Here is a 20,883-nt window from a genome sequence, read left to right as displayed (position 1 = left end):
CCGGTCCGGGCCGGGAGGTCAGTCGGTCGAGGGGCCGTCGTCGAGGACGCGGTCGTCGAGGTGTGCGGCGAAGTGGTCCGCCTGCCTCGCCATGATGTCCCGCATGGAGGTGCCGCGCGGGACGCCGTACACCGTGCCAGGAAAGTCCAACTCCCTTTGCACCTCCCACAGTTCGTCATGCCGGCCAGGCGCGAAGAGCTGGGCTTCCGGGGCGCCGGCGGCGATCCAGCCGATGGGTACGACCGAGCCGGGCGGCAGGATCGAGTTGGTCTGCAGCACGCTGTTGATCCGCAGCTCCGAACCGGCGCCCACGACGGCTCCGGGGAAGACGGAGGCTCCGGTGGCCACGAAGACCTCGTCCTCGATCCGGGCGCCGTTGACGTGGGCGTGCGGGCCGATGAGTACGGCGTTTCCGATGAGCGCGGGGTGCCGTCGCCGTCCCCGTACGAGGGCGTTCTCCATGACGACGACGTTCTCGCCGGTCCTCACCTCCCCGTCCTCCGCGGTGAGTACGGCGCCGTGCAGTACACGGGCCCCTTCGCCGAGGACGACCGCGCCACAGAGGACGGCAGTCGGCGCGACGTACGCGGAGGCCGGGACGACGGGGCGCTGCCCGCGGTGTTCGATCAGCATGAGGGGACTCTAGGCCTGCTCGGAAGCGGGGTCCGGGACCACGGCCGTGGCCGTGATCTCCACGAGCTGGCCGGTGTATCCGAGGCACGCGACGCCGAGGAGGGTGGAGGAGTGCGGGCCGACGCTGAGGCGGGAGGCCTCCACGACCTCCCACACCTCGGAGAGCACCGCGGGGTCACCGCTCACGACATACACATCGGTGTACGCGACATGCTCGAAGTCGCTGCCGATTGCCCGGAGTTGCTCGCCCAGGTTGGCGATCACCCGCTCGGCCTGCCGTACGGGATCGCCCGGGCCTACGAGTTCGCCGTCGGCGTTGAGAGGCACGGACCCGGCGAGGAAGGCGAGACGTGTGCCCGCCTCGACGACGGAGGCGTGGGCGTAGGTGGGCGGCGTGAACAGGGTGGGGACGGTGACGCGCTTCAGCATGGGTGGCCTCCCGCGGACGGACCGGTGGATGACGAGGGACTCGGTGGCAGTTGAGGGACAACCCGCCGATCATGCGGCCCCGGCTTGCGGGGCCGCATCCGAATATCCTCCGCCCGGACTCCGCACGGTCCTCCGCCGGTCCTCCGCGAGGTGTTGCCTGCCGCCGGAGCCGTCGCCCGGTGGCCGCCTGGGCCGCCACCCGGTGGCCGACCCGGTTGTCACCTGGTGGCCGGCCCGGCTGTCACCTGGTGGTGAACTGGGCCGTCCCCAGCGTCGCGAACCACTCGCGTATCAGCTTCTCGTCGTTCGTCGCCGCGAGTGAGAGGAGCAGCAGCAGCCGGGCCTTCTGCGGGCTCAGGTCCTCGGCACCGATGACGCCGGCGGTGCCGGTCGATTCGTACACCGCGCCCGATCCGGTACGGGTGGTCGACGCGAACGTCACCCCCTTCTTCACCGCGTCCGTCCGCGCGGTCGACATCGCGGGCGAGATGCCCCCGGCGCCCGTGCCCGCCGTCACGACGCCCTTGGCGCCGCCGTCCGCGAAGGCCTTGATCGCCTCGCCGCCCGCGTCCTGGTACGAGTACGCGATCTCCACCTTCGGCAGCGGCTTGCTCTGCTCCTTTGTCTTCTCCTTGGCGCTCACCCTGCCGACGATCCGGTCCAGGTCGAAGGGTGTACGCCAGTCGGCCCTGCCGCACTTCTGGACGCGGGCCGGTGCCCGGTTGAGCCGGATGTTGTCCTGGTCGACGGCGCCGAGCACTCCGGAACGTCCGCTCTCGAAGGTGTCCATGCGCAGTGCGTTGCTCTTGCGGACCTCCCGGGCCGCCTGGATCTCGTCGTTGAGCATGACGACGGTTCCGTAGCACTTGGTCTTGCGGCTCGCGGCGAGCTTGATGGCGTTGTAGAGGTTGGCCGGCGCGTCCGTGCCGATGACGGTCCACGGCCGCATCGACCCCGTGAGGACGACCGGCTTGTCGCTGCGCACGGTCAGGTCGAGCCAGTACGCGAACTCCTCCATCGTGTCCGTACCGGTGGTGACCACGACGGCGTCGTTCTTCTTCAGCGCGGCGTCCACGGACGCGGTGAGCCTGCGGTAGTCCGCGATGGAGTACCCGCTCGACCCCTTGTTCCCGAACTGCTCGGTCGTCACGTCGGCCAGCCCGTTCACCTCCGGCCGCAGCTCGTCCACCATCTTGGAGATCGCGAGCTGCCCCGACTTGTAGTCCTGGAACGAGACGCGGTTCGTACTGACCCCGGAGATGGTCCCGCCCGTGCCGATCACCGCCACTTCGGGCAGGTCCTTTCTCTCCTCGGCATGGGCACTCGCGCCGGCCAGTGAGACTCCCGCGGCTACGGCGAACGAACAGAGCAGGGCGGCTGTACGGTGAGCGATCTTCATGGGTGGCACGGCTCCTTGCGGGTCGGCGATCGGCGCTCGCCCGCCGACCGTAGGAAGCGGTGTTTTCCCGGGCGTTGCGTGTACGTGTCGATCACCGTGCGCGGCGATTTCCCCGGCCGGTGGGCCGGGTCGCTCAGGGTGTCGTGCGGGCGTCGAGTCCGAAGACCGGATGAAATTCATGGACGAGACGTGCGGGGGAGGAGGGGGAGGAGTGCAACCGGGGATTTCGCGGAGGGGCGCGGACCGGGCCGGTAACCGGAACCCCTATGCTCCGTTGAGTCTTCAAGCATGGCTGGAGTGTGGGCCCGTACGCCCCGCCGCCGTCAGGAACGACCAGGAACACCTAAGGAAGCCCCATGACTGTTCCCCCCACCACCCCCACCCCTCCCACTCCTTCTTCCTCGCCCACGTCTCACCGTGCCCGGTCCCGTGTCACGCGGCGCGGGCTGATCGGTGCGGCGGGCGCGGTCGCGACGGGCGCCGCGCTCACCCCCGTCGTGATGGCCAACACCACCTCGGACGCCGCCGGTTCGGACGCTGCCGGTTCGGACACCACCGACGCCGAGCCCGGTACGACCCCCGAGACCTTCCCGAAGACCCGCGCCAAGGAGGCCACGGGCGAGGCGCCGGTGGAGGCCGCCTTCCCCATCGGTTACGTGGGCGTGCGCTGGGCCGGCACCCGTGAGGCCACCGGCGGCGGCATCCGGCTGACCGACGCCGACGGCGGCAAGGGAGCCTGGAAGTCCCTGAGCGGCAACGGCTGTTCGGACAGCAACGGCGGCGCGCTGCTCATCCCCGTCGACCGGGCCGCGGGCTACGAGCTGAAGGCGCCGGACGGAGCCACCGGCCTGCGTTCGCTGGCCATCGACACGACGCAGGGACCGAGCCGCAAGGTGGCGGTTCCGGCGGACACGACCCGGGTGCGCGGTGTCGCCTACCTCTCGCGGGCGGCCTGGGGCGCGGACGAGAAGCTCCGCTTCAAGCCGGACGGCACGGAGAACACGCCGACGGCGTACTACCCGTTCCAGACGTTCACGGTCCACCACACCGCCACCGCCAACGACGACCCGGATCCGGCCGCCACCGTGCGCGCGATCTACCAGCTCCACGCGATCACGAACGACTGGGGCGACATCGGCTACCACTTCCTCATCGACGACAAGGGCACGGTCTACGAGGGCCGTTACTCGGGTGACGACGGCGTCGCGGCCCACGACGCCGACGGCAAGCTCGTGACCGCCTTCCACGTGGGCGGCTTCAACTCGGGCAACCTCGGCATCGCCCTCCTCGGCAACCTGATGGAACAGGGCCCGACCGACGCCGCCCGCGCGTCCCTCACCAGCCTGGTCCGCGCCCTGACCCGCTTCCACGGAGTCGACCCCGAGGCCAAGGTCACGTACACCAACCCGATCAACGGCACCACGAAGGACGTCAACGAGATCAGCGGCCACCGCGACTGGCTGTCGACGGAGTGCCCGGGTGACGTGATGTACGGGGAGCTCGCGAAGCTGCGAAAGGCCGCGGCGGGCACCGGCTGACACCACCGCCGAGTGCCGCGGGGGTATTTACGGGCGCCCCCGCGGCGCTGCCTCCCGCGCCGCCCTCCTCGTACGCAATACGTCCGCCGCGCGCGGGCGTTCGGGATCACTCCCACCGGAGTGCCCGCCCGGCCTCGCGTACGGGGACGGACCGGTACCGGCGCACGCGGAAACGGCCGGACGGCGTACGGGGACCCGGATGCGCGCTGATTCAGGAGCCTCGGACTGCGACGTACGGCACAGCTGTCACAGCTTCGGCCGGACGGCCGGACCGGGTGCGCCGGTGCGCGACTCGCCCGCCCTGCGTGACCTGCACGAGTGGCCTCGCGTGACCGCTCCGCGCCCGCTAGGGATGGCTTCCGTACGCCTCGACGGAGGCCGACGGAGACCAACAGAGACCACACGGGGGGCGGAGTCGACCATGACGACGGAACGATCGCAGCCGAATCCGGATCCGCGGCCGGATCCGCGGCCGGATCCGCAGTCACAACCTCAGTCTCAGCCTGACGACATCGGCGGAATCCTGATCCACCGCGGGCTGCGCGAGGAACTGGGCCGACTGGCAGACGCCGCCGAGTCCGGCTGGCGGGCGGAACGGGTCCAGGAACAGATCGAGCTGGTGATCGCCGTACTCCATCAGCACCACCACGGCGAGGACGAAAAACTCCACCCCCTGGTGCGCGGCCGGGAGCCCGGCATCGGCACCGTCCTCGACGAGCTGGAAAAGGAACACACCCTCATCCAGAAACTCGCCGACGACGCGGCCGACCGCGCCCGCCCCCTTCCCGAACGCGCCCCGGTCATCCGGGAACTGCTGGACGTCCTGCGCCCTCACCTCGCCCTGGAGGAGGCCGAGGTCTTCCCGGCGATCAAACGCCAGGTCAGCCAGGCCGAGTTCGAGGAGTTCGTCAAGGGCGAGCTCAAGGCGGCGGGCCGCCGACTGCCGGCCCTCTTCGGCATGCTGCTCCACTACGCCCGACCCGGCGAACGCGAGCGCCTCCTCGCGGATGTGCCCACGCCGATCGCACTCCTGTGGAAGGTGTTCTGGAGGCGGGGGTACGAGCGGAGGGTGGCGCGGGTGTATGGGTGAGCGCGTTCCACAGACGGGCGCGCCCCGGGGAGTTCTCGGGCGCTGCACGGGGGCGTTGTCGGTCGCTCCGGCTACCGTGGAAACCCATTGGCGGATTCGAAGGGGGCCCGATGGACGCGGAGTTGGTGGCGCTGGCGACGGCCGGGGCGACGGCGCTCGTGCAGCAGATGGTGACCGACGGTTGGGCGAACGTACGGGATCGGGTCGTCGTCCTCTTCTCACGAGGGCGGGACGAAGAGGCCGTCGTGGGCGAGTTGGAGGAATCGAGGGCGGATCTCGTCGCCGCGCGGGACGACGATGACGAGCAGGTCGCGGCGGACGTTCAGGCGACCTGGCGCAACCGGCTCCGGCGCACCCTGCGCGACGATCCCGCGGCGGCCGCCGAACTCCGCGCGCTGCTGGACGAGTTGACCCCGCCTGCCACGGCTCCCGCACCGGGCTCCGTCCACAACAACACTATCAGCGGCGGCGTGCACTACGGCGCCGTGGTGCAGGCGCACACGGTCGGCGGCCGCGTAACGATCGGAGAGCCACCGCGGCGACCGTGACGCGCCTTCAGGAGCGTGGCCCGGTGCGGCGCCCAAATCCCCATGACCCAAATCCCTATGAGCAACAGCCCTATGGGCAACAGCCCTATGGGCAACAACCCTGCGAGTGACCGTCTGTGTCTGTGAACGACCGTGCTTTCCTCGACTCCGTCACCGGCCGCCTGGCCGCTCTCCCGGCGGTCCTGGCGGTGGCGCTCGGTGGCTCCCGGGCCCAGGGCACGCACACGCCCGACAGCGACTGGGACCTGGCCGTCTACTACCGCGGCGACTTCACCCCCGCCGCCCTCCGCGCCGTCGGCTGGAAGGGCGAGGTCTCGGAGATCGGTGGCTGGGGTGGCGGCGTCTTCAACGGCGGCGCGTGGCTCACGATCGACGGCCGCCGGGTGGACGTCCACTACCGCGACCTCGACGTCGTCGAACACGAGCTGGCACAGGCGGAGGAGGGCCGCTTCCACGTCGAGCCGCTGCTCTTCCACCTCGCCGGCATCCCCAGCTATCTGCTGGTCGCCGAACTGGCCATCAACGAGGTGCTCCACGGCACACTGCCCCGACCGGCGGCCTATCCGGAGAAGCTCCGCCACACGGCCCACGCCCGCTGGCACGACACCGCCCTGATGACCCTCGCCTACGCCAAGGCCAACCATGCCCCGACGGGCCGCCGTACGGAGGTCGCGGGCGCCATCGCCACGGCCGCCATGCAGGCCGGGCACGCGGTACTGGCGGGACGGGGGGAGTGGGTGACGAACGAGAAGAGGTTGCTGGAGAGGGCGGGGTTGCGGGGCGTCGACGACATCATCGGCTCGCTGTCGGCGGAATGGGACCCGGACTCCGGCCCGGACCTGAACCTGGGCGCGGACCCGGGCGTGAACCCCTTGCTCCGGGCCATCGCGGCGACGCAGGCGCTCTTCGAACCGCCGCGTCGCTGAATAACCCTTGGAGAATGTCCAGTTGACGCTGCTACCGTCACCGACGTGGCGAAACTCAATCAGATCATCGCAGTCGAGAAGGGCATCAAGTCCAAGTCTCATCAGGACCTGACGGCAGCTCATCACGGGCTGCAGAAGCCGGCGTTGCTGGCAGGCATCTCGCGTACGTATCAGCCCAAGGACGAGGAGGGTGAGCAGTTGCCGCCCGAGTCGACTCGGGTGCAGGTGCAGGCCGAGGACGTGCTGCGGGACACCGCGGCCACGCTGACCCGGCTGTTCGACGTGACCGCCACCAAGGACTGGGCCAACTGCACGGCCCGCGCGGACGTCAAGGTCGACGGACGGGTGCTCGTCGCCGACGTACCGGTGTCCTATCTGCTCTTCCTGGAGAAGCAGCTCACCGATCTCAACACCTTCGTGCGGAAGCTGCCCGTGCTCGACGCCTCCGAGTCGTGGGTGCAGGACCCGTCGGCCGACGCGTGGAAGACCGAGCCGGTCAGGACGCTGCGCACGAAGAAGGTCCCGCGCAACCACGTGAAGGCGGAGGCGACCGAGAAGCATCCGGCGCAGGTCGAGGTGTACTACGAGGACATCCCCGTCGGGTACTGGACGACCGTGAAGTTCTCCGGAGCCCTTCCCGCGCGGCGCGTCAACGAGCTGCTCGACCGTGTCGAGAAGATGCAGCAGGCCGTCAAGTTCGCCCGGGAAGAGGCGAATGGCGCGGACGTGACCGACCAGCGCGTGGGGGACGCCGTGTTCGGCTACCTGTTCGGGTAGCCTCAAAGACTCCCCGGTCCACCGAGACCGGGGAACTCCCCGGTCCACTGCGGCCGGGGTGCGCGAGGAGCGCAAGCTGAAACTGAAGCTTGTCGTGACTTCGCGGTTCCAGTGGAGGTTCGAGTCCTCCTCGCGGCACCAACTCGGCACCCGTACTTCTCGTACAGCCCGTACAACTCGTACGAGGTGCCCATCGCGCCGCGGTAGCCCAACTGGCAGAGGCAGACCGCGATCAATCTCAGACTATTGCTCCAGACTCAGCATTCGCCGCCGATCGCCGGATCGACCGGACTCAGGCTCCGGGCGTCGAAATGCCGGTTCAAGTCCGGCCCGCACAGCTCGATGTGCGGTGGTCCAAAGGCAGGACGCGGCGACATAACACTGACCTGAGTTCTCAAGCGTGCCGGTGTGCGACATGGGTGGCATCACAGGGCTCGGAGGCCGGCTACGCCTCCGAGCCCGCTCCCGTTTGCGCGCCACGGGTGCGATGGGTTCGCCTGGACTGCCGCTGCCGGGCCGCCCCCGATTGCGTACATAAAGAACGCGGCCATCACGACATTCGTCACACCCCCGAAACGCTTAGGTCCCTTACTCTCCAGGAACCCGACCTACCGTAAGCACCACCGCCCAGGCCGACGTCGCCCGAAGGCATGCCACCCCGCAACCGCCCTCGTCCCGACAGGAGCCCCGTGCCCGTGCCGCGACCCTTCTCCGTTGCCCTGCCCCCCTGGCTCTCGCATGCGCTGCGTGCGCAAAGGGGGCCTGTGCCGTGGAATGCCGTGGTGCGCGGGGCGCTCGCCGCCGGGCCGCTGCTGCTCGTGGCCGTGCTCGCCGGGCAGGAGTCCGTCGGGGTCATGGCCGCCCTGGGAGCCATGCTCGCCGGGATCAACGACCGGCCTGGGAGCCGGCGGACCGCCGTGCACCGCATCGGCGTGCCCGGGCTCGCCGGGGCCACGGGGATCGTCGTCGGTACGTATGCGGGGGAGGGCGTCGGAGCGGTACCACTGACCTTGATACTCACCGCCCTCGGGCTGCTCGCCGGGGCCGTGAGCGCAGTGGGGCCCGTGTCCTCCGGGGCCGGTACGCAGCTGCTCGTCGCCGCGGCCATCGGGGCCGGGATGCCACTGCCCGAACCCGGGTGGCAGCGGGCGTTGTTCTTCCTGGCCGGAGCCGCCTGGCTGATTCTGCTGCGGCTTGCGCTGCCCACGCCCGGTGCCCTCGCCCATGACTTCCGGTTCGACGGGGAGCGGGTGGCCGTCGCGGACGTCTACGACGCCATCGCCGAGTTGCTCGCAGCTGCCGGCGGCGAGCAGGCCGGGGCCCGCCGGGCCGCCCTCACCGCCGCGCTCGATCACGCGCAGGACGCGCTCGCGGGGCCGCGGCTGCGGCGGTACGCCAGTTCCTCCGCCGAGCGGCGGCTGCGGGCGCAGTACGCCGCCGCGCTTCCGCTCGCCGAGGCCGCGACCGCGCTGGCCTGGGCCGGGGACGCGCTGCCCGCCCGTACGGCGGAGGGGCCGCGACGGCTCGCCGCCGCCGTACGGACCGGTGAGCCCTGCGGACCGCTGCCCGCGCCCGCCCGCTCCGTACCCGGACTGCGCGCCCTCGACGACGCACTCCTGCACGCCGCCGAGACCTTCGACCGCGGCGGCAGGAAGCCCGGCAGCCGGCAGATCGACGGGAACAAGGCCGGTGACGGACACGGCGCTGCCTCCCACGGCGACGCCGGCACCAACCCCCTCGACCGCGGCGCCCGCCAGACCGCCCACAAGGGACTGCGCCTACGACCCTTCCGCGCCAAGCCCCTGCTCCGTACCGTCACCGGCGCGGGCGGCCGTGAGTACGGCTTCCGGGTCGCCCTCTGCTACGGCGCCAGCGCGGCCGTCGCGCAGGCGCTGCACCACGTGCACTGGTACTGGCTGCCGGCCACCGCCGTCTTCCTCGTGAAGCCGGACCTGGGGCCGCTCGTCTCGCGTGTGCTCAACCGGGCGGCCGGCACCGTCCTGGGCGCCCTTGTCTTCGCGGGGCTCGCGGCCGTGCTGCCCCGGCCGGAGGGACTGGTGGCGCTCGTCGCGATCAGCGGCGCCCTGATACCCGTCGCCACCAGGCACTTCGCCGCGCAGACCGCCGTCGTCACCGTCCTCGTACTCGCCCTCGTCATGGTCGGCGGGGAACCGGAAGCCTCCTGGAGCCGTATCGGCGAGACGCTGCTGGCCTGCGCGATCGTGCTGATCGTGGGCCATCTGCCGGCTCCGGGACAGCGCGGCGGGAACGTGAAGACCCGCCTCACCGCTGCCACCGACGCCGCCCACGCCTATCTCACCCACGTGCTGAGCGGCGCCGACGACCGGGCCGCCCGCTGGGCGCTGCGCCGCGAGGCCTACCGGAAGCTGGCCGAGGCCCGGGCCGCGATCGACCGTGCCGCCGCCGAACTGCCCACCCTGGCGCGGCACACGGAAGGCACCGACGAGGTCGCCGCCACCCTTGAACGCCTCGTCGACACCACCACCGCCTGCGCCGTCCACCTCGACGACACGGGCCGGCTCACCCCGCGGCACACCGAGCGCCTCGCCACCCTCCTCGACGAACTCGTGGAACAGCGCGAGCGCGCCGGCCTCGCGGACCCGCCGGCCGACCTCCTCAGCGCCTGAGGGCCCGCCCGCCGGGGCTCCCCTCAGCCATCAGGAGCCATCAGGAGCCATCAGGGCCCGAATGGCTGAAGCGCTTTCTTCAGGGTTCTATCCGCGCCCACACCGGCGCATGGTCCGAGCCCGCCGCGTTCCGCCGTGCCCCCGGGTTCCCGTCGACCGACGGCAGCGGGGTCTGCTGGACCGGCGTCCCCGTACCCGCCCCGGTCACATGGTCGAGCAGCAGCCGGCTGACCAGTATGTGGTCGATCAGTTCGGGGCGGCCGGAGTGGACGCGGGAGAAGCGCTGCTCCTCCGGGATGAGGGGCGCGATGTTCCAGAGCCGGGCCGCGTCGCCCTTGTCGGGCCGTTCGAAGCCCGGCGTGCCGATCTCGGAACCGGGCGGGCCCTGGAGTATCTGGGTCGTGGCCGCGGCGACCTCGTCGTTGAGGTCGCCGAGCACGGCCACGTTCCGCTCCTTGCCCCTGCCGTCGAGGAGGTCGTCGGCGACGGCCCGCAGCGTCGTGGCCTCGGCGGCCCGCCGGTACAGGGCGTACGCGCCGTAGCGGGCCCGCTCGCCCTCGTTCCGCGGCTGGAACCGGCCGCCCGGGAACGTCAGCAGCTTCGACTTGAGATGGCAGACCGCCACGGTCAGGGTCATCCCCTGGGTGGTTATCTCCGTGGCCAGGAAGCCGCGGCCCGTCCGGGAGACGGGCTCTCCGTCGTCGTCGCCCTGAACCGGTCGCAGCGGTGCGGGGAAGGTGTTCGTGTCGATGACCGTCCGCGGTTCCGGGCGGCTGAGGAAGCCGACCCTGATGCCGCGGCCGTCCGGATGCTCCGAGAGCGCGATGTGCCAGTCGCCGTCCAGCATCCCCGCCAGGTCCGCAAGCGCCTCCGGATCGCCGACCTCCTGCACGCCGAGCAGCGTGGGGTCGAGTTCCGTGACGACCGAGGCCAGAGCGGTGAGCTTCGCCTTGTACGCGGCCTCGCTGCGCGGTCCGAACGCGCCGCCGGGCCGGTACAGGTTCTCCAGGTTCCACGTGCCGAGGAGCATGCCGGCTCCTTCCCGGACGCGCCGTCCAAGGGGCGCCGCCCGTCGAATGGTGAGGCCAGCGTGCGCGGGAAACCGCCGGGGCGACAGGGCCGGGACAGGATGCGCGGTTCACGTCACCCGACGGCACGATCCCGTCGTACCGTGGCGTGATGACCTCGCCCGAGCCCACGCCCGACGCGACGACCAACACCTCGGCCGGTGATCAGGCCAACCCGCCCGGCACGAAGAGCCCGGCCGATGTCCCGGCAGATCTCTCGGCTCGTCTTCCGGCCGATCTCATCATCACCCGGTGCACCGCCCTCGTGCACGACGAGCACGAGCAGATCGGCTTCGTCGAGGACGCCATCATCGTCGTACGGGGCGGCCGCATCGAGAGCGTCACCGCCGGGCCGCTCGACGTCGACGTCCCCGTCGCGGAGCACACCGTGCGCATCGACGCCCAAGGCCAGGTCGCGATGCCCGGCCTCGTCAACTGCCATACGCACGCCCCGATGGTCACCCTGCGAGGTATCGCGGAGGACCTGCCCATCGAGGAGTGGTTCAACGACTTCGTCTGGCCCATCGAGTCCAACCTCCAGGAGAAGGACGTGGAGTTGGGCGCGCGGCTCGCCTGTGCCGAGATGATCCGGGGCGGTGTCACCTGCTTCGCCGACCACTACTTCTCGATGGACACCGTCGCCGCCGTGACCGCCGAGAGCGGAATGCGCGCCAACCTCGGACAGGCCTTCTTCTCCTCCCAGGGCGCCGAAGGACGCGAGCAGTCGCTGGACTTCGCCCTCCGCCACCGCGACACCGCCGACGGCCGCATCACCACGTCACTCGCCCCGCACGCCCCGTACACCGTCGAGGACGCCGACCTCGCCGCCACCGCCCAACTGGCCCGGAAACACGGCCTGTTGGTGCACATCCACGCCTCCGAGAACCGCGACCAGGCCGACACCAGCCTCGACCGCCACGGCCGCACACCCATCGAGGTGCTGGCCGGCGCCGGGCTCCTCGACACCGACCTGCTCATCGCGCACGGCACCGGCATCCTGGAGCGCGACCTGCCCGTACTCGCCCGCGCCACCGGCCGGATCGCCGTGGCCAGCGCGCCCCGGGGCTACCTCAAGTTCGCCTGGCCCACGACGACTCCGGTACGCGCCCTGCGTGAACTCGGCATCCCCGTGGGCCTCGCCACGGACGGGGCCGCGTCCAACAGCTCCCTGGACGTGTGGGAGTCCATGGCACTCACCGCGCTGGTGCAGAAGTTCACCCAGAACGACCCGCGTTGGCTGACCTCCCGACAGGCCCTGCACCACGCGACACTGCAGAGCGCGCGGGCGGTCGGCCTCGGCGAGGAGATCGGCAGCCTGGCGCCGGGCCGCCGGGCCGACATCATCCTCGTCGACGTCAGCGGCCCGCACACCCAGCCCGTGCACGACCTTGCCGCCACCCTCGTACACAGCGCCCGCTCCGGTGACGTACGCACGACGATCGTCGACGGGCGGGTGATCATGCGCGACCGCGAGCTGCTCACGCTCGATGTGCCCGCGATCGTGGGGGAGATGAACGAACGGATGCCGGTGCTGATCGATCGGAGCCATGGGAAGCGGGTGCAGGAGTATGACTCCTGAGTGCGGTTCGCTGGGTGCGGGTAGGGGGGTGTGCGGTTCGTTTTGCTGCGGGTCGGTGGGGGCTTGTCGCGCAGTTCCCCGCGCCCCTTACGGGGCAGGGGCGCTTAGGGTTGGCCCATGTCCACTGACCAGGACCTCGTCACCGACGGCCTTCCCACCGGCGACCTTCTCGCCGATGGCCTCCTCACTCACCCGTACGCCGCTTACGAGCGGCTGCGCGATAGCGCCCCCGTGCACCGCATTACCGGTCCCGACGGCAGTCCTGCCTGGCTGGTCACGCGGTACGACGACGTGCGTCAGGCTCTGGCGGATCCGCTTCTCTCGTTGGACAAGCGGCATGCGCTGTCCGGGGGTTACCAGGGCTTTGCTCTGCCGCCCGCCCTGGACGCGAACCTGCTCAACATGGATCCGCCCGACCACACCCGGATCCGCCGCCTGGTCGGGCGGGCCTTCACGACGCGCCGCGTCGAGCAACTGCGTGTCCCCATCCGGCAGACCGCCGACCGGCTTCTCGACGCACTGGGCCCGCGCGGGAGTACGGACCTGATCGCCGCCTACGCCGCGCCGCTCCCCATCACCGTCATCTGTGACCTGCTCGGCGTACCGGAGGAGCACCGTCGTGACTTCCGGGCCTGGACCGATGTGCTCGTCGCGCCGGACCCGGCCAGGCCGCAGGCCGCCAAAGAGGCCATCGTGGCGATGCTCGGCTTCTTCACCCAACTCCTCGCCGACAAGCGGAAAAAGCCCGCCGACGACCTGCTCTCCGACCTCATCGCGGTCAGGGACGAGAGTGCCGGCGCGGGGAACGGGCGGCTCACCGAGGACGAGTTGATGTCGCTCGCCTTCCTCATCCTCTTCGCGGGCTACGAGAACACCGTGCAGCTCATCGGCACCGCGGTCCTCGCGCTGCTCCAGCACCCCGACCAACTGGCCGCTCTCCGCGCGGATCCCACCCGACTCCCGGCCGCCGTCGAGGAGTTCGTCCGCTACGACGGGCCTGCCCTGCTGGCCATCCGCCGCTTCCCGCTGGAGGACGTGACGATCGGCGACGTCACCGTCCCGGCGGGCGAGACGGTCCTGCTGTCCCTGGCCGCCGCCAACCGCGACCCCAGCCGCTTCCCGGACGCCGACCGGTTCGACCTCGGGCGCGACGCCACCGGACATCTCGCGCTCGGACACGGCATCCACTACTGCTTGGGCGCACCACTGGCCCGACTGGAGACGGAGATCGCCCTGGCCGCGCTCCTGGAACGCCTCCCCGATCTGAAGCTCGACGGCGACCCGGGCGACCTCCGGTGGCGACCGTCCCTCCGCGCCCGGGGCCTGCTCACGCTTCCGGTGACGTACTGAGGAAAAGAAATTCCGCGCCCCACCGATGAGTTCCGCTCCTCCCTCCGGTCCACCCCAGGGAAAGCACCGCACCGGAGGAGGGGCAAATGACGCTTCCGCGGATCGTGTCGCGCGACGAGTGGCGCGGCGCACGCGAGGAACTGCTGGTCAGGGAGAAGGGAGCGACCCGCGCGCGTGACGCGCTCAACGCCGAGCGGCGACGACTGCCGATGGTCGAGATCGACACGGAGTACGTCTTCGAGGGCGGGGACGGCAAGGCGACGCTGTTCGACCTCTTCGAAGGGCGGCCTCAACTCGTCGTCTACCACTTCATGTTCGCGCCGGAGTGGGACGCGGGCTGCCGCAGTTGCTCGGCGTTCGTCGACCAGATCGGGCACCTCGCGCATCTGCACGCGCGGGGCACCGAGTTCGCGGTGGTCTCCAGGGCGCCGTACACGAAGATCCTGCCGTTCAAGGCGAGGATGGGTTGGACGGTGCCCTGGTACTCGTCGTACGGCAACGAGTTCAACCACGACTTCCAGGTGTCTTTCGAGGGCCACGACAGCAGCGCCGGCGGCCAGAGCCACGACGCGTACGAACGGCCCGGGCTGAGCTGTTTCCTCCGCGACCGTGAGCGGATCTTCCACACGTACTCGACGTACGAGCGCGGGCTTGACGGACTGGGCTCCACCACGAGTCTCCTGGACCTCACCGCCCTCGGCAGGCAGGAGGAGTGGGAGCAGCCGGAGGGGCGCGCGTCGGCACTGGGCGCGCCCGCGGGCAGCGAGCGCATCCGATACCACGACGAGTACGAGGACTGAGTACGAGGGATTGAGCACGAGGGACTGAGTTCGAGGTGTGATGGCCACGTGTCAGCTACGTCTCAGTAACGTCACTTCGCGAGACGTCCACCCTATGTTTGGCGTTTAACTCTTCAAGGGCTCTCACGAGATCTCAGGAGAGCAGCGCTACATGGAGGTGCAACGTGGTGAACGGGCGAACGGTGCTGGAGCGCTTTCCCGCCGGTGGGCCGCGTGGTTCGTGGCCGGCCGAGGAGTTCGCGCAGGCGCGCCGCCTGGAGGGGCAGCACGTCGAGGTCGTGATGGACCTGTCGACGGACGCCTTCCTGGTGGTCGTGCGGGAACTCGCCGAGTGAGCCGGGCCGACCCTCATCCGGCCTTGGGCGCCGGCACCTTGGCGGCGAACTGCTCCGCCTGGAGCGAGTACAGCTCGGCGTAGACCCCACCCGAGGACAGCAGCTCGTCCGGAGTGCCGGACTCCACGAGCCGGCCCTGGTCGAGGACGTGCACCAGGTCGGCGTGGCGCACCGACGCGAGGCGGTGCGTGATGAGGACGACCGTCTGACCGGTACCCGCGAGGGCCCGGATCTTCTCGAAGACCTCCAGTTCGGCGCGGGCGTCGAGAGCCGCCGTCGGCTCGTCCACGACCAGGATCGCGCCCTTGCGGTAGGCCGCCCGCGCGATACCGAGCCGCTGCCACTGGCCGCCCGACAGCTCGTGGCCGCCGCTGAACATACGGGCCAACAGCGTGTCCGGACCGCGCGGCAGATCGTCCATCACGTCCTCGGCGCCCGCCTCGGTGACGGACGTACGCAGCCGCTCGTCGGTGAGCGGCGCCGACGTCCGGCCGATCGCGACGTTCACCCGGGCCGTGAACGGCCACCTCTTGAAGTCCTGCGCGACCATCGCGATGCGCTCGGCGAGCTGGTGCCGGTCGGCGGTCGCCGCGTCCACGCCGTCCCACAGGATCCGGCCCCGCTGCGGCGCGTACAGGCCCGACAACAGCTTGACCAGGGTGGTCTTCCCGGAGCCGTTCTCGCCGACCAGCGCCACGATCTTGCCGAGCGGCACGCTGAGCGTCAGGTCCGACAGCGCGGGGCGGGCCGAGCTGCCCGGATAGGTGAACGTGACGTTCTCGAAGCGGATCTCGCGCGGCTCCTCGGGCAGCGGCTCGCCGCCGACCGGGATGGCGCGCTCGGCCGCCTCCACGTACAAGCGTTGAAGATCCCCGACGAACAGGGCGTCCTCATGGAGGCTGTTGACCTCCAGGACGAGTGTGTCGAGATTCCCGGAGCCCGTACGGATCGCGATCACCGCCGTGCCCGCCACGGACAGCGCCATAGCACCGCCCAGCAGCAGCCCGCCGAGCGTCGCGTACGTCGCCACGGTCGCGAGGCCCGTCCAGGCGGCCGCGATCAGCCCGGTCCGTGCCCCCAGCCGGGCCAGCCGGGCCTGTTCCGCCTCGGCGGCCTCCGACATCGCGCGGAAGTGCCGCAGCAGGAAGGGGCCGACCCCGTGGACGCGGATCTCGGGCGCCGCGGCGGGCTCGGTGAGCAGACCGCTGATCAGCTGGCCGGCCCGGGCATGCTGCACCCAGGCGTGGAACGACGCGTAGCGGTGCCGCGCCATGGTCAGCGCGCTCCACGCGCTCGGCAGCGTCATCGTCACCAGCAGCGGCAGCAGTGCCGGGTGGAGCACCGTCAGCACGCCCGCCGCCGCGATCAGTGAGATCCCCGCGTTCACCACGCGCGTGGCGATCCTGATCATTCGCCGGGCGGACGAGGCGCCGTACTGTGCGGTGTCCAGCAGTTTGTGGAAGGCCTCGTCCTCGATCGCGGACAGCTCGACCGCCGCCGCCCGCTCCAGATACAGCTCCGTCGCGACGCGCTCGACCTTCGGTTCGAGGCGGCCCGTGGCGTAGGTCGAGGCGGCTCGCAGCAGTGCGGCGACCAGCATCACGACGGCGACGACGACGAGCGCGGGCACCGCGTCGAGCAGCCGGTCCTCCACCGGGCCGGTCGCCATCAGGCGCCCCAGGACGCTGTTGACGGCCAGCAGGCTCACCGCCTGGGCCAGGCCGCGGCCCACCTCCGCGCCCACCACGATCCGTGCCGCCCGCCGGTCCGCCTGCCAGGCGAGCCGGAAGCTGGACGCCAGCAGCGCGGGCAGCCGCGTCACCATGGCCCGGAAGTTCAGCTCCAGAAACGCGTCGGAGTGCTGCGACCAGCCCATGTCGTAGCGCAAGGGACCGCCGAACAGCAGCCGCTCGGACTCGGACGGCTGGTACTCGGACGGCCCGGGTTCGGACGACTCGGACTCGGCCGCACCGGGTTTCCCGTTCACGGATCCTGGCTTCACGGATTCCGCCTTCACGGATCCCGGCGGCCCGGTCTTCTTCGTGGTTCCCCGCCCGCTTCTCAGCCCGGTCTTCTTCGCAGCTCCCGCAGATTCCGCCGGTCCCACCGGTGACCTCCCCCGATCGTGGACGAACGGCCACTATCGCGGCGCGGGACGCCATCGGGCAGGGCGCGCGCCCGGTCCGCCAGGCGTAACCGGAGCACGCCCAGGCGCTCACGGCCGCGCACTGTGGGGCGCGCCCCACAGGGGCGCGGGGAACTGCGCGACCAGCCCACGACTACCCGCAGACGAATACACCGCACCCCAGCGGAGCGCTCACGCGCTGACGGGCCGAGTCCAGGCCGGCGGAGTCCCCGTCAACCGGCACAGCGCCAGATAGAGCGGGATCGGCGGCGTGTAGGGAAGCGTGCCGCCGGGCTTGTGGATGAGCCCGGGGAGGGCGGGTGAGGCGGGTACGAGCGCCCCCGTGGCGTAGTGCGCGGGCGCTGGCCACTCCAGGGCGACGTCGGAGTCGGAGGGCACGAGCCACCACCAGTGCGTGCTGTCGGCGTACACGCAGCCGACGCGTGGCAGGCGGGGCATCAGCAGCGGGCCGAGTCTCGCGGGTATGACCACCGCGTCACAGCCCAGCGGCGCCCGCATGCCCTCCGGCACGGTCAGCCGCCGCGAAGGACCGGTCCCGGACGCCGTCCGCAGGCCGCGCTCCAGGCGGACCAGCGTGTCCAGGTTCAGCACCCGTGGCGCACCGGCCGACGTTGCCCTCACACCCATTCAGCCCCCGTCCGTTCTCCAAATTTTCCGAACCATCCGGAAACGGCTGTCGCCGCACCAGCCGGAAAACGGCTGGAACGGTCAGGTCACTACCAGTCGTGCCCGGCCGGGGGCGCCTGCGAGCCGCTCGGCTCCGCGTGCGCGTGTTCCCCGTGCGGGTGTTCCCCGTGCGGGTGTTCCCCGGTCGGCGAGGAGCCGGCTGGGGCCGGCCGGCTCCTCGCACTCCAGCCCAGGTCCGACCGCGGTTCGGCGCCGTTGTTCGCCGAGCGCGGAAGTTCGGCCCAGACCAGCAGTCCGGGACCGGTTTCCTGGGCGCCCCAGGCTGTGCACATCGCCGCGACGAGAAGCAATCCCCTCCCGTGCTCCTCCTCGGGACGCTGTGGCGACGGGTGGGGCTCACCCGGCGCACACCCCTCGTCACGGACGGCTATCCGCACCAGGTCGCCGCCGTCGTGCAGCTCGCACACCACATGACGGCTCGCCGTGTGCACTATGGCGTTGGTGACCAGTTCGGAGACGACGAGCTCCGCCGTGTCGCAGGTGTCCTCACAGACCGACCAGCCCGAGAGCCGGGCACGCGTCAGATGCCGGGCCTGTGCTGCGGAGCCCGGATGTGCGGCCAACTCGAAGCGGAACCGGCGCTCGGCGGCCGTCTCGGGGCATGCCCCAGCGGCGGCACCGAGACGGAACCGGTCCTCGGCTGCGTCTGTTCCTAACGGCGCGGACGGAATCACGTTTGCCACTATCTCCCCGTCGTGAACACTTGGCAAGTGTCACTCTGAAAATTGCAGAGTGCAGTGTTCCGGGCCGTATGGCCATGGCACACTGCTCGCAACAGCACGTGGCGCGGCGTCAGTTGGGTACCCGTTCCGGGGCCCGAACGGGCGCCGCCCGGGCTGTCCGGACAAAGTGGAGGTGGACGTGAGCGAGCCGCGGTCCGCGCCGACGGTCGGGCAGGTCGTCCTCGGACGCCGCCTGCTTGACCTGCGGGAACGCGCGGGGCTCAAGCGTGAGGAGGCAGCGCGCATCCTGCGTGTCACCTCCGCCACCGTCCGCCGCATGGAGACGGCCGAGGTAGCGCTCAAAATCCCGTACCTCCAGCTCCTGCTGAAGTCGTACGGAGTCTCCGACGAAGAGGCCGAGGCCTTCGTCGCCCTGGCGGAGGAGGCGAACCTGCCGGGCTGGTGGCAGCGCTTCCACGACATCCTGCCGGGCTGGTTCTCGATGTACGTCAGCCTGGAGGGCGCGGCCGCCCTCATCCGCTCGTACGAACCCCACTTCGTTCCCGGAGTGCTGCAGACCGAGGAGTACGCGCGTGGCGTCATGGAATCCGGCGCCATCGGCCAGACCAGACCCGAGGACATCGAGCGCCATGTGGCGCTGCGCATGCAACGCCAGGAGCTGCTGACGCGCGAAGGCGCGCCCCGGTTCTGGGCCGTGATGGACGAGACCGCCGTGCGCCGCCCCGTCGGCGGCCCCGAGGTCATGCGCGCCCAGATCGACAGGCTGCTCGAGGCCACGAAGCTGCCCAACGTGACACTGCAGATCGCCCCCTTCTCCTCGGGGCCGCACGCGGGCACGTACGGGCCCTTCGTGCTGTTCCGCTTTGCCATGCCCGAACTTCCGGACATGGTCTACAGCGAGTACCTGACCGGCGCCGTCTACCTGGACGGACGTACCGAGGTGGCAACCCATCTCGAGGTCATGGACCGCATGGCGGCGCAGGCCGCCACGGCACATCGCACGAAGGAGATCCTGCTGGATCTCCGCAAGGAGCTGTGAATGGATCGCATCAAGACCCGGATACGCAACGCGCGGATCTACAACGGCATGCCCGCCAGGGAGCTGGGCAGCGAAGGCTGGCACAAGCCGTGGAGCGGTGGCAACGGCGGCAACTGCCTGGAGGCGATGAAGCTCTCCGACGGCAGGATCGCGGTCCGTCAGTCGGCGGATCCGGACGGTCCCGCCCTCATCTACACCCCCGGCGAGATGACCGCGTTCATCCAGGGAGCCAAGGCGGGGGAGGCCGACTTCCTGCTCTCCTGAGGCCGCCGACCGGCCGTTCCTTGATCCGCTTCCACTTGTCCCACGTGCTTCCTACCTTGGCATTCAGTTGATCCAGTGACCCAGTCGATTCACCACCAGGACCACATGCGCCTGGGCGCGTCCACCAGCCGGCTCACCGCCACGACCGGGAAGGGCGGCTGCTCGGCACGGTCCCGGCCGAGGCTCAGCGCGTAATAGATCTGCTCGATCGAAGGTGGTCCGACCGCGAGGTTGCGCCGGACCGCCGCCGACGGGGACTCCTGCCCGGCCTGCACGAGATACGCCGCGGCCATCGTCCCCGTACGGCCCACACCCGCCCCACAGTGCACGAACACCGGCCCCGGGGCCGCGCCCACGACGCTCAGGAAGCGTCGTACCTGGTGCGGCGTCGGGGTCTGTCCGTCCCGGATCGGCAGCCGTACGGCGTCGAGACCGGCCTTGGCGGGACCGGCCAGCTGGGAGGCGCTCAGGTCCTCGGCCCGCAGGTCGACGACCGTGGTGAAGCCGAGCCGGGCCAGCTCCCGGTAGCCCGCGGGGGAGGGTGCGGCGCCCCGCCACAACGCCCCTTCGGCGTCCACGGGCTGGAAGTGGTGGATGCCCTGGACCGCGTGCGTCCCCTCCGGCTCAGGGGTCTGCTCCCGGGTCCAGTACGACAGCGCGAGGATGCCCAGCGCACCGGTCGCCCAGAGGGCGAGATAACCGAGACCGAGCGCGGCGAGGACACGCAGCACCGTTCTGCGCGGAGATCTGCGCGGACGGCCGGCGGGCAGGGTGGTGCGGGGCGGGGACGGGGCGACGACAGCCATGGGCGACCCGGAGGCTCGGGGACGAGGGGCGCGGGCTCGGGGAGGAGGGGCGCCTTGGCATCGTAACCCGGGCCGCCGGGGCGAGAGTTGTCCGTGTATGGCAGAAGTTGCCCATGTGGGGGAGGGGGCGGAAGCGACC

20 protein-coding genes are annotated in these 20,883 nt (G+C 70.8%); 12 read left to right on the top strand and 8 right to left on the bottom strand.

Features of this window, described 5'->3' with window-relative positions; genetic code table 11:
• Window positions 1-18: 18 nt before the first annotated feature.
• From ACFWXQ_RS26780 to ACFWXQ_RS26770, 3 genes are all read right to left on the bottom strand, one after another.
• Window positions 19-633 (bottom strand): gamma carbonic anhydrase family protein, encoded by a 615-nt coding sequence (locus tag ACFWXQ_RS26780; RefSeq protein ID WP_383936223.1) that lies wholly within the window; start codon window positions 631-633, stop codon window positions 19-21.
• Between the two features lie 9 nt (window positions 634-642).
• Entirely contained in the window at window positions 643-1,062 is a 420-nt protein-coding gene (locus tag ACFWXQ_RS26775) for a RidA family protein (RefSeq protein ID WP_383936221.1), read from the bottom strand.
• A gap of 241 nt (window positions 1,063-1,303) precedes the next feature.
• Window positions 1,304-2,461: an asparaginase gene (locus ACFWXQ_RS26770; RefSeq protein ID WP_383936219.1), complete on the bottom strand. Its 1,158-nt coding sequence runs from the start codon at window positions 2,459-2,461 to the stop codon at window positions 1,304-1,306.
• A gap of 356 nt (window positions 2,462-2,817) precedes the next feature.
• Between ACFWXQ_RS26770 and ACFWXQ_RS26765 the strand changes: the two genes are divergently transcribed.
• From ACFWXQ_RS26765 to ACFWXQ_RS26740, 6 genes are all read left to right on the top strand, one after another.
• Window positions 2,818-3,999, top strand: a complete 1,182-nt coding sequence (locus ACFWXQ_RS26765; RefSeq protein ID WP_383936217.1) for a peptidoglycan recognition family protein — start codon at window positions 2,818-2,820, stop codon at window positions 3,997-3,999.
• A 421-nt stretch (window positions 4,000-4,420) separates the two neighbouring features.
• Window positions 4,421-5,089 carry a hemerythrin domain-containing protein gene (locus ACFWXQ_RS26760; RefSeq protein WP_383936215.1) on the top strand — a complete coding sequence of 223 codons (669 nt, stop codon included), beginning with the start codon at window positions 4,421-4,423 and terminating at the stop codon, window positions 5,087-5,089.
• A gap of 110 nt (window positions 5,090-5,199) precedes the next feature.
• Window positions 5,200-5,637 (top strand): hypothetical protein, encoded by a 438-nt coding sequence (locus tag ACFWXQ_RS26755; protein ID WP_383936213.1) that lies wholly within the window; start codon window positions 5,200-5,202, stop codon window positions 5,635-5,637.
• A 122-nt stretch (window positions 5,638-5,759) separates the two neighbouring features.
• Window positions 5,760-6,563: a nucleotidyltransferase domain-containing protein gene (locus ACFWXQ_RS26750; RefSeq protein ID WP_383936211.1), complete on the top strand. Its 804-nt coding sequence runs from the start codon at window positions 5,760-5,762 to the stop codon at window positions 6,561-6,563.
• 45 nt (window positions 6,564-6,608) lie between these two features.
• Window positions 6,609-7,340 carry a hypothetical protein gene (locus ACFWXQ_RS26745; protein ID WP_359727691.1) on the top strand — a complete coding sequence of 244 codons (732 nt, stop codon included), beginning with the start codon at window positions 6,609-6,611 and terminating at the stop codon, window positions 7,338-7,340.
• Window positions 7,341-7,990: 650 nt separating this feature from the next.
• A complete protein-coding gene (locus tag ACFWXQ_RS26740) occupies window positions 7,991-9,988 on the top strand; it encodes an FUSC family protein (RefSeq protein ID WP_383936208.1) in 1,998 nt (665 codons plus the stop codon).
• Window positions 9,989-10,067: 79 nt separating this feature from the next.
• Here ACFWXQ_RS26740 and ACFWXQ_RS26735 read toward each other — a convergent pair whose 3' ends face one another.
• Window positions 10,068-11,018, bottom strand: a complete 951-nt coding sequence (locus tag ACFWXQ_RS26735; RefSeq protein ID WP_383936206.1) for an endonuclease/exonuclease/phosphatase family protein — start codon at window positions 11,016-11,018, stop codon at window positions 10,068-10,070.
• A gap of 149 nt (window positions 11,019-11,167) precedes the next feature.
• Between ACFWXQ_RS26735 and ACFWXQ_RS26730 the strand changes: the two genes are divergently transcribed.
• From ACFWXQ_RS26730 to ACFWXQ_RS26715, 4 genes are all read left to right on the top strand, one after another.
• Complete coding sequence (locus ACFWXQ_RS26730) at window positions 11,168-12,634, top strand: amidohydrolase (RefSeq protein ID WP_383936204.1); 1,467 nt, start codon at window positions 11,168-11,170, stop codon at window positions 12,632-12,634.
• A gap of 117 nt (window positions 12,635-12,751) precedes the next feature.
• The gene (locus tag ACFWXQ_RS26725) at window positions 12,752-13,984 is read left to right on the top strand and encodes a cytochrome P450 (RefSeq protein ID WP_383936202.1); all 1,233 of its coding nucleotides are present in this window, start codon (window positions 12,752-12,754) and stop codon (window positions 13,982-13,984) included.
• A gap of 86 nt (window positions 13,985-14,070) precedes the next feature.
• Window positions 14,071-14,784 carry a DUF899 domain-containing protein gene (locus ACFWXQ_RS26720; protein WP_383936200.1) on the top strand — a complete coding sequence of 238 codons (714 nt, stop codon included), beginning with the start codon at window positions 14,071-14,073 and terminating at the stop codon, window positions 14,782-14,784.
• A gap of 164 nt (window positions 14,785-14,948) precedes the next feature.
• Window positions 14,949-15,119 carry a hypothetical protein gene (locus ACFWXQ_RS26715; RefSeq protein WP_186001198.1) on the top strand — a complete coding sequence of 57 codons (171 nt, stop codon included), beginning with the start codon at window positions 14,949-14,951 and terminating at the stop codon, window positions 15,117-15,119.
• A gap of 13 nt (window positions 15,120-15,132) precedes the next feature.
• Here the strand turns inward: ACFWXQ_RS26715 and ACFWXQ_RS26710 are convergent, their stop codons facing one another.
• The 3 genes from ACFWXQ_RS26710 to ACFWXQ_RS26700 form a co-directional block, all read right to left on the bottom strand.
• Window positions 15,133-16,995, bottom strand: coding sequence for an ABC transporter ATP-binding protein (locus ACFWXQ_RS26710; RefSeq protein ID WP_383936258.1), 1,863 nt, complete (start codon window positions 16,993-16,995; stop codon window positions 15,133-15,135).
• 441 nt (window positions 16,996-17,436) lie between these two features.
• The gene (locus ACFWXQ_RS26705) at window positions 17,437-17,892 is read right to left on the bottom strand and encodes a hypothetical protein (RefSeq protein ID WP_383936197.1); all 456 of its coding nucleotides are present in this window, start codon (window positions 17,890-17,892) and stop codon (window positions 17,437-17,439) included.
• Between the two features lie 89 nt (window positions 17,893-17,981).
• A complete protein-coding gene (locus tag ACFWXQ_RS26700) occupies window positions 17,982-18,635 on the bottom strand; it encodes an ATP-binding protein (protein ID WP_383936195.1) in 654 nt (217 codons plus the stop codon).
• A gap of 178 nt (window positions 18,636-18,813) precedes the next feature.
• On the opposite strand from ACFWXQ_RS26700, the gene ACFWXQ_RS26695 reads away from it, so the two are divergent.
• Both ACFWXQ_RS26695 and ACFWXQ_RS26690 read left to right on the top strand, forming a co-directional pair.
• Window positions 18,814-19,674 carry a helix-turn-helix domain-containing protein gene (locus ACFWXQ_RS26695; RefSeq protein ID WP_383936193.1) on the top strand — a complete coding sequence of 287 codons (861 nt, stop codon included), beginning with the start codon at window positions 18,814-18,816 and terminating at the stop codon, window positions 19,672-19,674.
• Window positions 19,675-19,938, top strand: coding sequence for a DUF397 domain-containing protein (locus ACFWXQ_RS26690; RefSeq protein WP_055616070.1), 264 nt, complete (start codon window positions 19,675-19,677; stop codon window positions 19,936-19,938).
• A gap of 89 nt (window positions 19,939-20,027) precedes the next feature.
• On the opposite strand, the gene ACFWXQ_RS26685 is transcribed toward ACFWXQ_RS26690, so the two are convergent.
• Window positions 20,028-20,744 carry a beta-lactamase hydrolase domain-containing protein gene (locus ACFWXQ_RS26685; protein WP_383936191.1) on the bottom strand — a complete coding sequence of 239 codons (717 nt, stop codon included), beginning with the start codon at window positions 20,742-20,744 and terminating at the stop codon, window positions 20,028-20,030.
• Window positions 20,745-20,883 lie beyond the last annotated feature (139 nt).

The organism is Streptomyces sp. NPDC058697 (genome assembly GCF_042715345.1).
Classification (GTDB): domain Bacteria; phylum Actinomycetota; class Actinomycetes; order Streptomycetales; family Streptomycetaceae; genus Streptomyces; species Streptomyces liliifuscus.
This window is presented reverse-complemented; position numbering and strand designations above follow the sequence as displayed.

Excerpts from the sequence above, each read along its gene's own strand:
- ACFWXQ_RS26705 (WP_383936197.1), bottom strand. The coding sequence starts at position 17,892 with ATGGGTGTGAGGGCAACGTCGGCCGGTGCGCCACGGGTGCTGAACCTG.
- ACFWXQ_RS26735 (WP_383936206.1), bottom strand. The coding sequence starts at position 11,018 with ATGCTCCTCGGCACGTGGAACCTGGAGAACCTGTACCGGCCCGGCGGC.
- ACFWXQ_RS26730 (WP_383936204.1), top strand. The coding sequence starts at position 11,168 with ATGACCTCGCCCGAGCCCACGCCCGACGCGACGACCAACACCTCGGCC.
- ACFWXQ_RS26710 (WP_383936258.1), bottom strand. The coding sequence starts at position 16,995 with ATGGGCTGGTCGCAGCACTCCGACGCGTTTCTGGAGCTGAACTTCCGG.
- ACFWXQ_RS26740 (WP_383936208.1), top strand. The coding sequence starts at position 7,991 with ATGCCACCCCGCAACCGCCCTCGTCCCGACAGGAGCCCCGTGCCCGTG.
- ACFWXQ_RS26765 (WP_383936217.1), top strand. The coding sequence starts at position 2,818 with ATGACTGTTCCCCCCACCACCCCCACCCCTCCCACTCCTTCTTCCTCG.
- ACFWXQ_RS26685 (WP_383936191.1), bottom strand. The coding sequence starts at position 20,744 with ATGGCTGTCGTCGCCCCGTCCCCGCCCCGCACCACCCTGCCCGCCGGC.
- ACFWXQ_RS26775 (WP_383936221.1), bottom strand. The coding sequence starts at position 1,062 with ATGCTGAAGCGCGTCACCGTCCCCACCCTGTTCACGCCGCCCACCTAC.
- ACFWXQ_RS26725 (WP_383936202.1), top strand. The coding sequence starts at position 12,752 with ATGTCCACTGACCAGGACCTCGTCACCGACGGCCTTCCCACCGGCGAC.
- ACFWXQ_RS26770 (WP_383936219.1), bottom strand. The coding sequence starts at position 2,461 with ATGAAGATCGCTCACCGTACAGCCGCCCTGCTCTGTTCGTTCGCCGTA.
- ACFWXQ_RS26760 (WP_383936215.1), top strand. The coding sequence starts at position 4,421 with ATGACGACGGAACGATCGCAGCCGAATCCGGATCCGCGGCCGGATCCG.
- ACFWXQ_RS26690 (WP_055616070.1), top strand. The coding sequence starts at position 19,675 with ATGGATCGCATCAAGACCCGGATACGCAACGCGCGGATCTACAACGGC.
- ACFWXQ_RS26780 (WP_383936223.1), bottom strand. The coding sequence starts at position 633 with ATGCTGATCGAACACCGCGGGCAGCGCCCCGTCGTCCCGGCCTCCGCG.
- ACFWXQ_RS26720 (WP_383936200.1), top strand. The coding sequence starts at position 14,071 with ATGACGCTTCCGCGGATCGTGTCGCGCGACGAGTGGCGCGGCGCACGC.
- ACFWXQ_RS26755 (WP_383936213.1), top strand. The coding sequence starts at position 5,200 with ATGGACGCGGAGTTGGTGGCGCTGGCGACGGCCGGGGCGACGGCGCTC.